Here is a 13,009-nt window from a genome sequence, read left to right on the forward strand (position 1 = left end):
TGACGGCGAGCGAAAATAGGATATAATCGCAGCATGATCTGGCGTGATACAGCAGTTCATTGATGCAGCGCCAATAAGCCGTGCGTAAGTTCAATAAGCTGAAGGAGATTCCGGGGATCTTTGCCAGTTAAGGTATGGATGCGCTTCAAGCGGTATTGCAGTGTATTTCGGTGAATGTTTAATTCATCTGCGGTAAAGGAGACACTGCCGTTATGATTAATAAAGCTTCGCAGCGTATCCAGCAAATCCACGGTATCTTCCAGCTTGCTGACCAGGTGGATTGTGTTAGTCAGGTTGGTTTGGCTTAATTTGACCAAGAATTCGACTTCTGCAAAAGAGACAATCTGCACAGGTGGACGCAGAGCTAGTACAACATTCATAGCGGACTTGGCTTGCATATAAACATCGGCAATGCTGTGCTCTTGTCTGCTGATGGCAATCAGCACATCAGGATGGCTGCGTACAAGTGGTTCCAGTAGCTTGGTCGTTGGTTCCTGATTTTGCATCAGGATGAGATAACTGTCTTCCTCCATCCGAAAGGATGGATGCTGCATGAATATATTGGATAATTCGGCGAAATGAGCAGGATCGGAAGGAAGATGCTTTACATATACGGCCGAAGTTTTGAGAAGCAAATCAATGTGATATTGAGCAGCTTCTTTTTTTATTTTTTGGGTATAGGCTCCCTGATGATTTAACAGCATTTCCAGTACAGATTTTTTGCGGTTGGCCTCATGGGCCAAGTGCTCCAAGGAAATACGCTGTTCAATCAGGAGAGACACCGTAGTTTTAACAATGTTGCAAAAAGGACGAACTTCGTCAGGATTGCCTGAAATACCAATGACACCAACTAGCTCATGATGAATGACAATCGGTTCATTGGTTCCTTTTTTCTCGTAATGTCCGTCCTGCCACACTTCAATCATTTTCCCGGTTTCGAGCGCCTGAACAGCCCCTTGGTGAATGGTTCCGATTCGTTCACTCTCGCCGCTGCCAATGATGATGCCTCGTTCATTCATAATATTGATATTGTATGGGATATCCTTCATCATTTTGTCTACGATGTCTTGGGCTTGTCTTTCGGAGAGCGGAAACAGATCAGGATTCCTCCTTTATCTAGTGATGTAAGGTGTTTTACTGTATCACATTAATTGAAAGGGCTTTCAATTTGTTGTGCATCTGAACAATATAATAAAACAGGGCGCCGAACATGTCAGCCTATTTTATCATAGATATCAAGAATAGTTGTATGCGAAAAAACAGGGCTCCAAGGAGCACCTGTCTTTTGCGTCTTATTCTTTCATTATTCGTCCTGGTCCGTCACGATGTCTAAGGTCGAACCTCACGAAAGCTATAGGTAATATCATGAATTTCTTTCTTTAAACGGCTATATTTTGATGCAGGCGTATACCCGATGATCTGGTAGAAATTATTTTCAGTCTCAATAATGGCTACATGGGTGACATAATGGTTTATATCTTTCTGTCCTTTAATCGTGAACTGAGTGGCTGGATATCCTTGAATCGTGGTGTTGGATGAAGGTCCTACTGTAGAGAGATTAAACTCTTTGGTCATGTTGTTTTGAATTTTCTTTGTGTAGTACTGGCGCGTTACATTACCCAATTTCTCTTTCGAATTGGATCGTACGATAACAGACTTTTCAATGTAGGGATTGAATATTGCAATATCTGCTTTTCCTTCCCGGTCCGGGTCTGTCGACCAGTCTAGTGGGGCAGAAATCTGAAAATGTCCATCTCTACTTACAAAGCTCTGCTCCTGCTTGCTTACCGGAGCTTCATTGGACTTGTAACTGTTTGCCAGTACAAAAATAGCATTTACAAACGAGGCTCCCAAGATCACCATTGCGGTAAAAAATATGAAGAGCGACCGTCTCATTGTCTTTTTGCTAATCGGCTCCAAGTCCCGCACCTTTACCACATATGTACCTGCAGCTAAATCACCAATTCGTTGTCTAGAGGCAGTTACTAACACGCTGATACCAGCAGGTAGTGAACCCATTAGCAATGGATTGGTGTCTATTAACCTGAGCAGCGTACGAATGAGTGATTTAAGAAAACCAGGAGGTCTTCCTTCTCCGGTAACCACCTTAATACGAAAAACGAATTTGCCAAGCGTATAGCCTGTGTAACCCTCCAAGAGCAAATAATAGCAGAAGAAAGCTATAATCAGAATGCAACGGGAAGCAATCGCTAAGGGCAACAACCATCTGTCTGTTATCTGAATGACTGAGATAAAGAAACAAATATACCCGATTATAAAAAATATAAAATCAAAAAGGGTTGCTCCCCAACGTCTAAACAAAATAGACGAACCGTAGGTTTTTGATATTTCGGCCATTCTGTTTGTTTCCCCATAGTTTTGCCCATGCCGAATGTACTTCTCTCTTGCTGCTACTTGTGAATTCTGTGGGATGTGCTGGTCTTCCAAATCGTACACCTCATTTTAATAATCCATAATTTAAAAACACACTCCTTATATAACGGTCTTTTTATCATCCATGATTAGGAAAACATTCTATAAACAAAGAACTAATTATAAATATCCCTTTAGAGGTATTCTTTCATTTACATTATAATTGGAAGAAGCAAGTAATGATCATCGAATATTGAACTTAGCGGCGTAGGTATGCAAGGAAAAGCTTGCGAAAGTGAACAACGGAGAAGGCGGTGAGAATATGAAATGTGAGTTTCCGGTTATAACAACCGAACGTCTTGTATTACGAAAAATGGTAGCGACGGACAGCAAGGACATGTTGGAATACTTTTCAGATGAGCAGGTGATGAAGTTTTACGGGCTGAGCCCATTTGAGTCTGAACAGGAGGCACTGGATGAGATCCGTTGGTATGATCGGATTTTTGGGACAGATCAGGGAATCCGCTGGGCTCTTCAAACGAAGGAAGGTAAAATCATCGGTTCTTGCGGATTTCATAACTGGGATCAACGTCATCACCGGGCAGAAATGGGCTATGAATTGTCCAGAGCCTATTGGGGTCAAGGGTTAATGTCCGAGGCACTTGCGGCTGTGATCAACTATGGGTTTCATACCCTACCGTTGAACCGCATTCAGGCGCTAGTAGAGCCGGAGAATACACAATCCTTGCGTTTGCTTGAAAAAGCAGGCTTTCGGCAGGAAGGAATCCTGTCCCAGTATGAATTTACATCCGGGAAATATGATGATCTTTGCATGTGCGCACCCGTTAAATCAGAATATATCAATCGTTCTCAGAAATGAGAGAAGTAGTTGGATCAAGGGGTATACACATTTCATATTGCTCAATAGGGTCCTTCGAGAAGCCTGTTTTTTGGATAAAGCCTTCAAGAGAGTTATTGTCGGACAGGCAGATATATACCTTCTCGACCTTTTGGGTTTCTGCCGCTTTATGAAGTAGGGTACGTCCAAGGCCTTGGTTTCGATGTTTGGGATCGACCCAAAGAAAGTTGATTTTACCTTGAGCACTCATAGCAATCATACCGACTCGGGTTTGATTCACCGCATAGATGCCGAGAAAAACTTCCTGTGTGCTGTTAGCGTAATAAGGTGTGTCACTTTGCCAATGGATGTGACAGTCGGTAAGAGTTGTACGAAAATCTGCGACATCATCAAATGTTAGTTTCTTAAACATGTACGGTGATGAGGGAGCGGGAGAGATTGATGGGACAGTACCGTTGTAGTATTTTAGCGTATAGCGTACCTCATAGCCGTGCTTTTTATAGAACTGGACAGCCCGATCATTATCCGTAATGACTTCGAGCCATAGCTGCTGACAGTTCTCGGATATGGCCGTTTGTTTATGCAATTCGAGCAACCTGTTGCTAATACCCTGGCCACGGTAAGCTGGACCGATGCATAGCGTGCCGCAACGCATGGTCTTATACCCGTCAAACTGCCGGATACCGCCTAGAATCAAGCCAATTGGCTGATCTTCATCCATGGCAAGGAAAGAGTGGCTCCGTGAATTACCCTCCGGACCGAAAAAACGTGCCGCGAAATCGTCTTGTTCCATGGTCAGGCGAATGGAATAGTCTGAGAATCCGAGCGAAAATGCCTGGAAAATGTGCTCCATGCTGACTTCATTGCATCTCAAATAGGTGATCACTGTTCTTCCTCCTGAAAATCCAGTATATTGGGATTGTCTTATTATACACTCCGTATGTTGCTGTAGGGTTACAATGAGTATATCGATAAGCTAATATAAGGCTAACAAAATATAACCCGGTATGCCTGGACATTCTTTATTGTTGGAAGATAGGAGATTGGAATGAACAAAAGGCAAGTAGAAATTTTCCGCAAGTTGTTAACTGAATCGAACCGACTGTGGTTAGTGCAGGATCTGGCCGATCAAACGGATTGCTCAGAAAAGACGATTCGAAACGATCTAAAAGTAATTGAAGAATATCTAGTCAAGCACTCCAATGCCAATCTGGTGAGAAGACCGGGACGTGGCATTTATTTGGAGATCAGTGAAGCGGAGCAGGCTGATTTATTTCACCGGCTGTATGCAGGCGATAGTACAGCCCAGCATGAATCGGATGAGGAGAGGGTGCTGCATCTCGCCTATCGGCTCTTGATGGATGCCAAGCCTGTAACGATACAAGATCTGGCCTCTCAGTATTATGTGAACAAGACGGTGATCCGTAGAGATATGGAAAAGATTGATGACTGGCTGCACAGCTTTGATCTTGCCTTGATTACCAAGCAGCGCGTAGGCTTGACCATTCAAGGCACTGAGAAAAACAAGCGGATCGCTTTGGCGCGGATGAATCAGCTGATTGATAGTCCTGAGTTGACGGGACAGATGATGCGCAAGCAGTTTGAGCCACACGAGATTGCCACCATCCATCATGAATTAAAAGTATTTCAAAAGCATCATGAACTCAGCTTTACGGATGAAGCCTTTGAGGGTCTCATGCTCCATATTCTCTTAATGGTCAAACGAACCAAGCTGGGACAGCCCATTTCTCTCTCCGAACAAGACATTGCCTTTTTGCAGGAGAAGGTTGAGTTTACATGGGCTACTGCGTTTTTACGGCAGCTGCAAAAGCTGTTCTCCGTACCTTTTTCCAAGGAAGAAACGGCCTATCTAACCCTGCATTTGCTGGGCGGAAAGTTCCGTTACCAGCAAGAGGATAGAAAGGGGAAACAAAGCGATCTGGCAGACAGCCATCCGCTTTTGCCTAAACTGATTGAGCAGTTAGTCCGGCGGATGTCGGAGCTGAATATGATTGACTTTTCCAAAGATAAGATGTTGCTGAAAGGGTTGAAAGTCCATTTATATACGACCCTGAATCGGCTTCAATATGGGTTGACGGTGTCTAATCCTATGCTGACTGAGATCAAGAAGATGTACCCTTACATGTTCGACCGGGTTATTATTACGCTGGAAGAGGTAGGGAATTTGGTTCGGTTATCGTTCCCCGAGGAGGAAGCGGCGTATTTAACGCTACATTTTCAGGCTTCTGTGGAGCGACTTCACCAGAAAGAAAGTCATCCTCAGAGGGCCATTATCGTGTGTCACATGGGCATTGGTATGTCCCAGCTATTGCGCACAAAGGTGGAACGTAAGTTTCCGGCTGTACATGTGGAGACAACTCTTTCGAAGGCAGAAGTCCAGGACTATCTGGCAACCCGGGAGGTGGATCTGATCATTACAACCGTGGATCTTCCAGAGCTTAGTGTTCCGCATATTCTCGTCTCTCCATTGCTAGATGCCAAGGATGAGCGTCAACTGGAGCAAGTGATCAGACGAATGGATGAGCCGGACCCTAGAGTCGCAGATGAATCTGTATTTTTTAAGTACACAACACCTTTTTTAGTCTTTCCCCAGCAAGAAGTGCAGCGTCCCGAACAATTGATTTCCAAGCTGGCGCAAATACTGGAGGACAAAGGATATGTGGAAACAGGTTATGTGGACAGCGTATTGGCGCGAGAGAAAATGTCGGCTACGACGATCGGGGGAGGCATAGCCATCCCGCATGGCGGCTCAGAGTGGATAAGGCAGTCAGCCATTGTAGTCGCTACTTTAAAGAAGCCACTTACTTGGGGAACCGAGAAAGTGGAGCTTGTGTTCTTGCTTGCGGTAAAACAGGATGGGCGGGAAGAAATGCGGCAGTTATTTAAGGAGTTGTCCCTAATCAGTGAGCAGCCAGCTCTAGTTCATGCTTTATCCAAGGAGACCGATGCGATGAGACTATTAGGGAAGCTAAAGGGATAAACTAAATTAAAAGCCATGCTTTGGAACAGGACTTATAGATAAGTCCTGTTTTTTTGTCCGTATTATTCTATTTTTCCGAAAGTTCCGGTAAAAAGTTCGCCCGATAACAGCAAAAAAGGCGGTTATACTATCAATGTAAGCGGAAACACCAGAGAGAAGGGGAATGACTATGAAGATATTAGCGATTACCTCATGTCCTAACGGAATTGCACATACGTATATGGCAGCTGAGAATCTGCAAAAGGCAGCAGCCAAGCTGGGTATCGAGATGAAGGTCGAGACACAAGGCTCCATTGGAGTAGAAAATCAACTAACGGAGCAGGAGATCCGTGAAGCGGATGGCATTATTATTGCAGCGGATAAGACGGTGGTCAAAGACCGCTTCGTCGGCAAGAAATTGCTGGTCGTTGGAGTACAAGATGGGATTCGCCGTCCGGAAGAATTGATCCAGCGGGTGATGAAGGGGAATGTGCCTGTGTACCAGGCAGAGTCACGTGCCTCCGAAGCTAGCTCACAGGAGAATAAACCGAAGCAAAATCCTATCTACCGCCACTTGATGAATGGTGTATCCTATATGGTGCCCTTTATCGTCATTGGGGGATTGCTCATTGCCATTGCATTGACGATTGGTGGTGAGAAGACACCAGGCGGTCTGGTTATACCGGACGGTTCATTTTGGAAGACGGTTCAGGATATCGGTTCGGCTTCGTTTACCTTTATGATACCCATCCTCGCTGGATTCATCGCGATGAGTATTGCGGATAGACCGGGGCTTGCACCGGGTATGGTTGGCGGATTCATTGCTGCGAACGGCAGTTTTTATGGAAGTGAGGCGGGAGCCGGATTTATCGGCGGAATTATCGCTGGTTTCCTGGCGGGTTATGTTGCACTGGGTATTCGGAAAATGAAGGTTGGGCGAGCGTTACAGCCGATCATGCCTATTATTATTATCCCTGTGTTGTCATCTTTAATTGTAGGATTAATCTTTGTCTTTATCATCGGTTCTCCAGTCGCACAATTGTTTGAAGCTTTAACGGGTTGGCTTGCAGGTATGCAAGGTACAAGTTCAATTTTATTGGCACTGATTTTAGGTGCTATGATCTCCTTCGATATGGGTGGTCCAGTCAATAAAGTAGCATTTTTATTCGGCTCGGCCATGATTGGTGAAGGAAATTACGAAATTATGGGACCGATCGCCGTTGCGATTTGTATTCCACCGATTGGAATGGGACTTGCAGCAATGATCAACAAACGTAAATTTGCACCAGCAGAACGCGAAGCTGGGAAAGCGACATTCACGATGGGATTATTCGGTATTACTGAAGGAGCGATTCCCTTCGCTGCACAAGATCCATTGCGTGTTATTCCTAGTATCATGGCAGGATCTATGGTCGGTTCAGTCATTGCGATGTTGGGAAATGTAGGAGATAAGGTAGCTCATGGTGGACCGATTGTAGCCATTCTTGGTGCAGTGGACAATGTGTTCATGTTCTTCATTGCTGTTATTGTCGGAGCAGCCGTCTCAGTTATCCTGGTGAGTCTGCTGAAAAGGGATATTGCAACTGCAAATCCGGCTGTTGCTGGAGAAGAGACATCTGGAAATTCTGCCGCAGTAACGGAACAATCTACGATGACTACGACTGCCGCCGAGTCATCAGCTTCAGCGATTGCATATAACGAGCCCGAGGTATCTTCGCAAGCCATTCACATTGAGAAGTTGACAGATATTGTAACGATGGATCTGATTGATCTGGATCTGGAAGGAACGACACAGGATGCCGTGATTGATGAAATGATCGGAACACTTGAGAGAAATGGAGCCGTAAGTTCTGCCAGTGGTTTTAAACAGGCCATATTGGACCGAGAGAAGGAAAGCTCCACAGGCATTGGAATGAATATTGCCATCCCTCACGGTAAATCGGAAGCTGTACTGAAGCCAAGCGTGGTCTTTGGATTGAAGCGGAGCGGAGTGGACTGGAAAAGCTTGGACGGCAGTGAAGCGAAACTAATCTTCATGATTGCTGTTCCGCGTAATAGCAAGGACAATGCACATCTGAAGGTGCTGCAAATGCTGTCTCGTAAGCTGATGGACGATCATTTCAGAGAAGCACTTCTGGCGGTTACTACCAAGGAAGATGCATATGAATTGTTGTCCCAGGTACATTAATTCCATACGCTAAGCAGAACATATTGTAATCCCTAACGGAACGCGCTGCAACGATAGTAAACGCAAAAGCAGTCTATCCTCATTTAAGGATAGACTGCTCTTTTATAGTAAAATATTATTCTTCATCAATTAAATATTTCTACGAGGATTGAGCCACGCGTACGAGCATATGAGCAAGCGCGTGCTGCTGCTCTTTGTCCCCTACCTTCCACAATTCCTGAAGAAGCTTCTCCTCGCTATTGCGCGGTTCTTCCTTGGCTGCCAGATAGCCTGCGATCTTCTCAGCTGCTTTTGCCATCACTTCTTCATTCAAGCCGATTTTTTGAGCCATTTCAATTTTGTCGCTCAAATAACTTTTGAATGAATCAAAGCTGCCCAAAATGTCATCCTTTTTGCTGTCGTCTATCCGATTTAATGTGTCATCTATCTTGTTCAGGGCCACTTCGCCTTCCTTATTTACAACATGATTATGCTCTGCCATTTCTAACGCCTCCTCAAGATTGTTTTCTAGGATAAGGACTGCTTGCGGTACAGTAGTACTTACCCCGGCTCACTAAAATGAAAACGGTGAGAAGCGGAGTGCAGGGAGACAATTGCTACATAAAGTCGAAAAAATAACGAATTACGTGAAAAAAGACGGGCGAGGTGTAGGTCAAGCTATCCACCCGGCTTAAGTAGCTTTTTTTCAAAGCATCGAACTTATCATCATCACCGATTAATAAATCTCGCTTCAGCACGGAAACCGTTAAGCTCCCGAAGAAACCGCTCAAGCTAATCAACATGCCCATAATAATCCCAAATTTCAGATCAAACGGCGTCAGGTACGGATAGATTAGATAGGAAGCCGCTATGGTTACGGGAAAAGCGAATGCAAAGCCTTCCCAAGTTATATTGGGATTGGATGTCGGGACGATTTTCCGCTTGCCGAAATAGAGCGATGCCAGATAATGTGCGACATCATTGAGTTGTGTCAGTACCACTAGAAAAAGTACAAGTTTCGCTCCATATTGCGGCGTAGCAAACTGAAAATATGCCAGGTGACTCAGTCCAAAAACCATCAGCATGAGTCCCCATTGAGTCGAGCTGACACTGCGCAAGAAACCAACGGTTCCTTTATTGATCAATCGAGGGAGCGGCAGCAGCAAGAATACATAGATAGGGATAAAGACAATAAACATTCCATACCACCCGATATAAATCCAATAAAACTGTACAGGAATCGCCAAGTATGCCCATAAAAATAACCTGCGGTCAGCTTTTCTAGATCTAATCATGGAGAAGTATTCTTTTAACGCAAAGAAAGTAAGCACCATCAAGGAAAGCAGTGAAACGATCGGATTGAAAAGTGTTGCCAGGCAAACGATAAAGAACATGCCCCACCAGGTCTTAATGCGAAGCCCAATAGCTGCATAGTCTTTGTTTGGCTGTGTTTTGGCTACCACTATATAAATCAGATGGATGATTAATAAGGCTATACAAATGAGGGTTAACGTGAATAACGAACTGTCCATTGCGACTCACCAACTTATAGCAAAATAGGATTCCATGAAGGGGGTCCTATGTTATTATGAAGGAATAATTCAAACTTGATAAGGGGAAATTTCGTAAATGGTAGCTGATCAGTCCGTTTTTATCTTGCTTACGAATACGGGAACGTTTCTTACGAGAGTCATTAAAAGCTATACAAGAGCGCCATACAATCACGCCTCCATTTCCTTCGACCGAGAACTTTCGGAGTTATACAGCTTCGGGAGAAAGACCCCCAGTAACCCTCTGGATGGTGGTTTCGTGAAAGAGGATATTAAAACAGGTACATACAGCAGATTTCCGAATACAACATGTGTTATCTACGAGCTTCAAGTAACCAATCGCGAAGTCGAAAAAATGAAGAGAGTTCTACACGTTTTTATCCGAAGCCGACAAAAATATATGTATAACTTACTGGGCTTGATTGGCGTTGCACTCAAAGAACCAGTCGAGTTCAGTAATTCTTATTTTTGTTCGCAATTCGTCGCGGAAATTTTACAGCGATCCGGCATAAAAATATGGAACAAGTTGCCTGCCCTTATCACACCAGACGATTTTCGGCAAAGTGACCGATTCCATTTGATCTACGAAGGAAAATTGAGCGAGTATGAGCCTCAAGCCTGAGGATAAGCACCGTATTACTCAGACTCCTCAGGCACAATCACCTCGATATGACGCGGTAGAATACGAACCTCAATAGGCAAAGACGGTCCTTCCTCACCATCTACATTCGTACTGACCGATTCTGCGGAGCTGACACTTACATGCTTTGCGGTAAAGTAAACGACGTCTTTATGATCCTTCAAGTTGCCTAAAAATAAGGATATACTGGCTGTCACCGTATTCAATATATTGAGGTTTTTGAAAATAAAGCAGTGAAGCAGGCCATCATCAACTGCTGCCCCGGGCACCAGTTTCTCAAATCCGCCAACTGAGTTGGTTAAAGCAGCAAGAAAGAGTGGGGATTCGCCTTCCCAAGTCTTGTCATCATAGCGAACGATAAGCGGATGGGCAGGATGGTTGATCAGTTCTTTCATACCTTCTTTAATGTAGGCAAATGTGCCAAACATGGATTTATCGTCTGACGACACAGCGGATAGCGACTCGGCAAGCGAGCCAGTGGCAACAACATTAGCAAACATTCGACCGTTTAAGAGACCCATATCTACGGCTTTCACGCGAGCAGAAGTGAGTGTACGGATCGCCAGTTCGGGACTTAGCGGAATTTGTAAGGCACGGGCAAAATCATTGACCGTCCCAAGAGGGATGACCCCCAGTTTTGGACGATGGTCTTGATCCATGAAACCATTAATGGTTTCGTGGAGCGTGCCATCTCCACCGAGGGAAACGACTAGATCATAAGTTTCCTGACAAGCAGTGACGCAAAAACGGGTGGCATCAAGTTCTTGTGCCGTCTCTTCGACTGTAACAGCGTATCCTTGCTCACGTAGAATTTCTTCTACGTTTCTGACATGTTGGAGGGACTCCTCTTTGCCGGAAGAGGGATTTACAATGACCATAGCTTTCTTCATACACATATTCCTCTCTTTGTGGAAGGTCTGGGTTACCAGGGTTACCAACCCTTACCCGTAAAGCATACCTTTAGACTCTAAATTAGACATGTATCATATTTTTAGTTACTATATAAAAGTAAATAAAAATATGAATGGAGGATTTCGTATGAAAATCGCATTAACAGGAGCAACGGGGCAGCTGGGGGCCATTGTGGTAGATACATTGCTTGCATCCGTTCCGGCAAAAGACCTTATTGTTAGCGTAAGAAATCCGGAAAAAGCAGAGGGGTTACGTAATCGTGGCGTTGACGTTCGTCATGGCGATTTTGATAAGCCGGAAACGCTGGATCAGGCATTTGCTGGTGTAGACCGACTGTTGATTATATCCGCAGACGGAGATAATGATACTAGAATTCGTCAGCATAAAGCGGCTGTTGATGCTGCTGTGCGTGCGGGAGTGGGCTTCATCGCGTATACCAGTGCTGCCAATGCCGCTGACAGCACTCTATTCCTTGCACCTGTACATCGTATTACGGAGGAGTTCATACGTGAGTCGGGTATTCCTTATTCCTTCTTGCGTAATAATTGGTATCTTGAGAATGAAGCAGGCACGATCCAATCCGTACTCGCGGGAGCTCCATGGCTAACCTCGGCAGGGTCCGGTAAAGTAGGTTGGGCAACCCGTGCTGATTACGCGGAAGCGGCTGCAGCCGTGTTGTCTGGCGAAGGGCATGAGAATACCATGTACGAGCTCTCCGGTAAGCCGATAACCCAAGAAGAGTTTGCGACTATACTTGCTGAGGTCCTGGGTAAGGACGTTCCTGTACAGCAGGTGGACGATGCTGCGTATGCCGAGATTATGCTCGGTGCGGGAGTACCGGAAGGTGCCATCCCTATTGTGGTAGGCATTCAACAGGCGATTCGCGAAGGAGCCTTGGATGTCGCAAGCAACGATTTAGAGAAGCTGTTGAAGCGTCCCCTTACACCGCTTAACCAAGGGATTAGTGAACTAGTCAAGCAAATTCAAGCATAATAACCGTACTGTCAAAAACGGATGCTACCTAGGAAGGTTAGCATCTGTTTAGTTACATTCATAAGTGGAACCGCGACTGATTATCCAATATACTTGTAGGGAACTCCAAGGTAGGCTTGGAATAGAAATAATATATGAATGGAGTACATAATACCATGTCTAATTTGCCAAACTGTCCTGAGTGTAATTCAGAGTACACCTATGAGGACCGCAGTCTGTTCATTTGCCCGGAATGCGCTCATGAGTGGTCTGCCGAGTCAGAATCCGTAAGCAGTGAAGATGTAAAAGTCGTCAAAGATGCGAATGGTAACATTCTGAAGGATGGTGACTCTGTAACGGTCATTAAAGACCTTAAAGTGAAGGGAAGCTCTTCCGTCTTGAAAATCGGCACCAAAGTAAAAAACATCCGTTTGGTGGAAGGCGATCACGATATTGATTGCAAAATCGATGGTTTTGGAGCAATGAAGCTAAAATCGGAGTTTGTCAAAAAGAATTAAAGTGTACAGCAGAGGAACTATTCAGTTCCATGAGGATT

Annotated in this window: 12 protein-coding genes; 6 read left to right on the forward strand and 6 right to left on the reverse strand. The window is 44.8% G+C overall.

Annotated features, from left to right (window positions below; all coding sequences use genetic code 11):
- Positions 1-56: 56 nt before the first annotated feature.
- On the reverse strand, positions 57-1,052 hold the full coding sequence (locus G7035_RS08900; RefSeq protein WP_019689033.1) for a CdaR family transcriptional regulator: 996 nt from the start codon (positions 1,050-1,052) through the stop codon (positions 57-59).
- 277 nt (positions 1,053-1,329) lie between these two features.
- Positions 1,330-2,448, reverse strand: coding sequence for an RDD family protein (locus G7035_RS08905; protein WP_019689032.1), 1,119 nt, complete (start codon positions 2,446-2,448; stop codon positions 1,330-1,332).
- A 247-nt stretch (positions 2,449-2,695) separates the two neighbouring features.
- Here G7035_RS08905 and G7035_RS08910 point away from each other — a divergent pair, with 247 nt between their 5' ends.
- Positions 2,696-3,253: a GNAT family N-acetyltransferase gene (locus G7035_RS08910; protein WP_029515291.1), complete on the forward strand. Its 558-nt coding sequence runs from the start codon at positions 2,696-2,698 to the stop codon at positions 3,251-3,253.
- On the opposite strand, the gene G7035_RS08915 is transcribed toward G7035_RS08910, so the two are convergent.
- The gene (locus tag G7035_RS08915) at positions 3,234-4,118 is read right to left on the reverse strand and encodes a GNAT family N-acetyltransferase (protein WP_019689030.1); all 885 of its coding nucleotides are present in this window, start codon (positions 4,116-4,118) and stop codon (positions 3,234-3,236) included. The genes G7035_RS08910 and G7035_RS08915 overlap by 20 nt on opposite strands.
- A gap of 162 nt (positions 4,119-4,280) precedes the next feature.
- Here G7035_RS08915 and G7035_RS08920 point away from each other — a divergent pair, with 162 nt between their 5' ends.
- Positions 4,281-6,233, forward strand: coding sequence for a BglG family transcription antiterminator (locus tag G7035_RS08920; RefSeq protein WP_019689029.1), 1,953 nt, complete (start codon positions 4,281-4,283; stop codon positions 6,231-6,233).
- A gap of 169 nt (positions 6,234-6,402) precedes the next feature.
- Complete coding sequence (locus G7035_RS08925) at positions 6,403-8,400, forward strand: PTS fructose transporter subunit IIABC (RefSeq protein ID WP_019689028.1); 1,998 nt, start codon at positions 6,403-6,405, stop codon at positions 8,398-8,400.
- A 139-nt stretch (positions 8,401-8,539) separates the two neighbouring features.
- Here G7035_RS08925 and G7035_RS08930 read toward each other — a convergent pair whose 3' ends face one another.
- Both G7035_RS08930 and G7035_RS08935 read right to left on the reverse strand, forming a co-directional pair.
- Positions 8,540-8,881, reverse strand: coding sequence for a DUF3243 domain-containing protein (locus G7035_RS08930; RefSeq protein WP_019689027.1), 342 nt, complete (start codon positions 8,879-8,881; stop codon positions 8,540-8,542).
- Between the two features lie 115 nt (positions 8,882-8,996).
- On the reverse strand, positions 8,997-9,911 hold the full coding sequence (locus G7035_RS08935; protein ID WP_019689026.1) for a phosphatidate cytidylyltransferase: 915 nt from the start codon (positions 9,909-9,911) through the stop codon (positions 8,997-8,999).
- Between the two features lie 97 nt (positions 9,912-10,008).
- Here G7035_RS08935 and G7035_RS08940 point away from each other — a divergent pair, with 97 nt between their 5' ends.
- Positions 10,009-10,551, forward strand: coding sequence for a hypothetical protein (locus G7035_RS08940; RefSeq protein ID WP_016822532.1), 543 nt, complete (start codon positions 10,009-10,011; stop codon positions 10,549-10,551).
- Positions 10,552-10,565: 14 nt separating this feature from the next.
- On the opposite strand, the gene G7035_RS08945 is transcribed toward G7035_RS08940, so the two are convergent.
- Entirely contained in the window at positions 10,566-11,459 is an 894-nt protein-coding gene (locus G7035_RS08945) for a diacylglycerol/lipid kinase family protein (protein WP_017426050.1), read from the reverse strand.
- A gap of 148 nt (positions 11,460-11,607) precedes the next feature.
- On the opposite strand from G7035_RS08945, the gene G7035_RS08950 reads away from it, so the two are divergent.
- Both G7035_RS08950 and G7035_RS08955 read left to right on the forward strand, forming a co-directional pair.
- Positions 11,608-12,474: an SDR family oxidoreductase gene (locus G7035_RS08950; RefSeq protein ID WP_019689025.1), complete on the forward strand. Its 867-nt coding sequence runs from the start codon at positions 11,608-11,610 to the stop codon at positions 12,472-12,474.
- Between the two features lie 155 nt (positions 12,475-12,629).
- Positions 12,630-12,971 (forward strand): zinc ribbon domain-containing protein YjdM, encoded by a 342-nt coding sequence (locus G7035_RS08955; protein WP_019689024.1) that lies wholly within the window; start codon positions 12,630-12,632, stop codon positions 12,969-12,971.
- Positions 12,972-13,009 lie beyond the last annotated feature (38 nt).

It is taken from the genome of Paenibacillus polymyxa (genome assembly GCF_015710975.1).
GTDB classification, from domain to species: domain Bacteria; phylum Bacillota; class Bacilli; order Paenibacillales; family Paenibacillaceae; genus Paenibacillus; species Paenibacillus polymyxa.

Excerpts from the sequence above, each read along its gene's own strand:
- G7035_RS08900 (WP_019689033.1), bottom strand. The coding sequence starts at position 1,052 with ATGATGAAGGATATCCCATACAATATCAATATTATGAATGAACGAGGC.
- G7035_RS08910 (WP_029515291.1), top strand. The coding sequence starts at position 2,696 with ATGAAATGTGAGTTTCCGGTTATAACAACCGAACGTCTTGTATTACGA.
- G7035_RS08920 (WP_019689029.1), top strand. The coding sequence starts at position 4,281 with ATGAACAAAAGGCAAGTAGAAATTTTCCGCAAGTTGTTAACTGAATCG.
- G7035_RS08925 (WP_019689028.1), top strand. The coding sequence starts at position 6,403 with ATGAAGATATTAGCGATTACCTCATGTCCTAACGGAATTGCACATACG.
- G7035_RS08930 (WP_019689027.1), bottom strand. The coding sequence starts at position 8,881 with ATGGCAGAGCATAATCATGTTGTAAATAAGGAAGGCGAAGTGGCCCTG.
- G7035_RS08935 (WP_019689026.1), bottom strand. The coding sequence starts at position 9,911 with ATGGACAGTTCGTTATTCACGTTAACCCTCATTTGTATAGCCTTATTA.
- G7035_RS08940 (WP_016822532.1), top strand. The coding sequence starts at position 10,009 with ATGGTAGCTGATCAGTCCGTTTTTATCTTGCTTACGAATACGGGAACG.
- G7035_RS08945 (WP_017426050.1), bottom strand. The coding sequence starts at position 11,459 with ATGAAGAAAGCTATGGTCATTGTAAATCCCTCTTCCGGCAAAGAGGAG.
- G7035_RS08950 (WP_019689025.1), top strand. The coding sequence starts at position 11,608 with ATGAAAATCGCATTAACAGGAGCAACGGGGCAGCTGGGGGCCATTGTG.
- G7035_RS08955 (WP_019689024.1), top strand. The coding sequence starts at position 12,630 with ATGTCTAATTTGCCAAACTGTCCTGAGTGTAATTCAGAGTACACCTAT.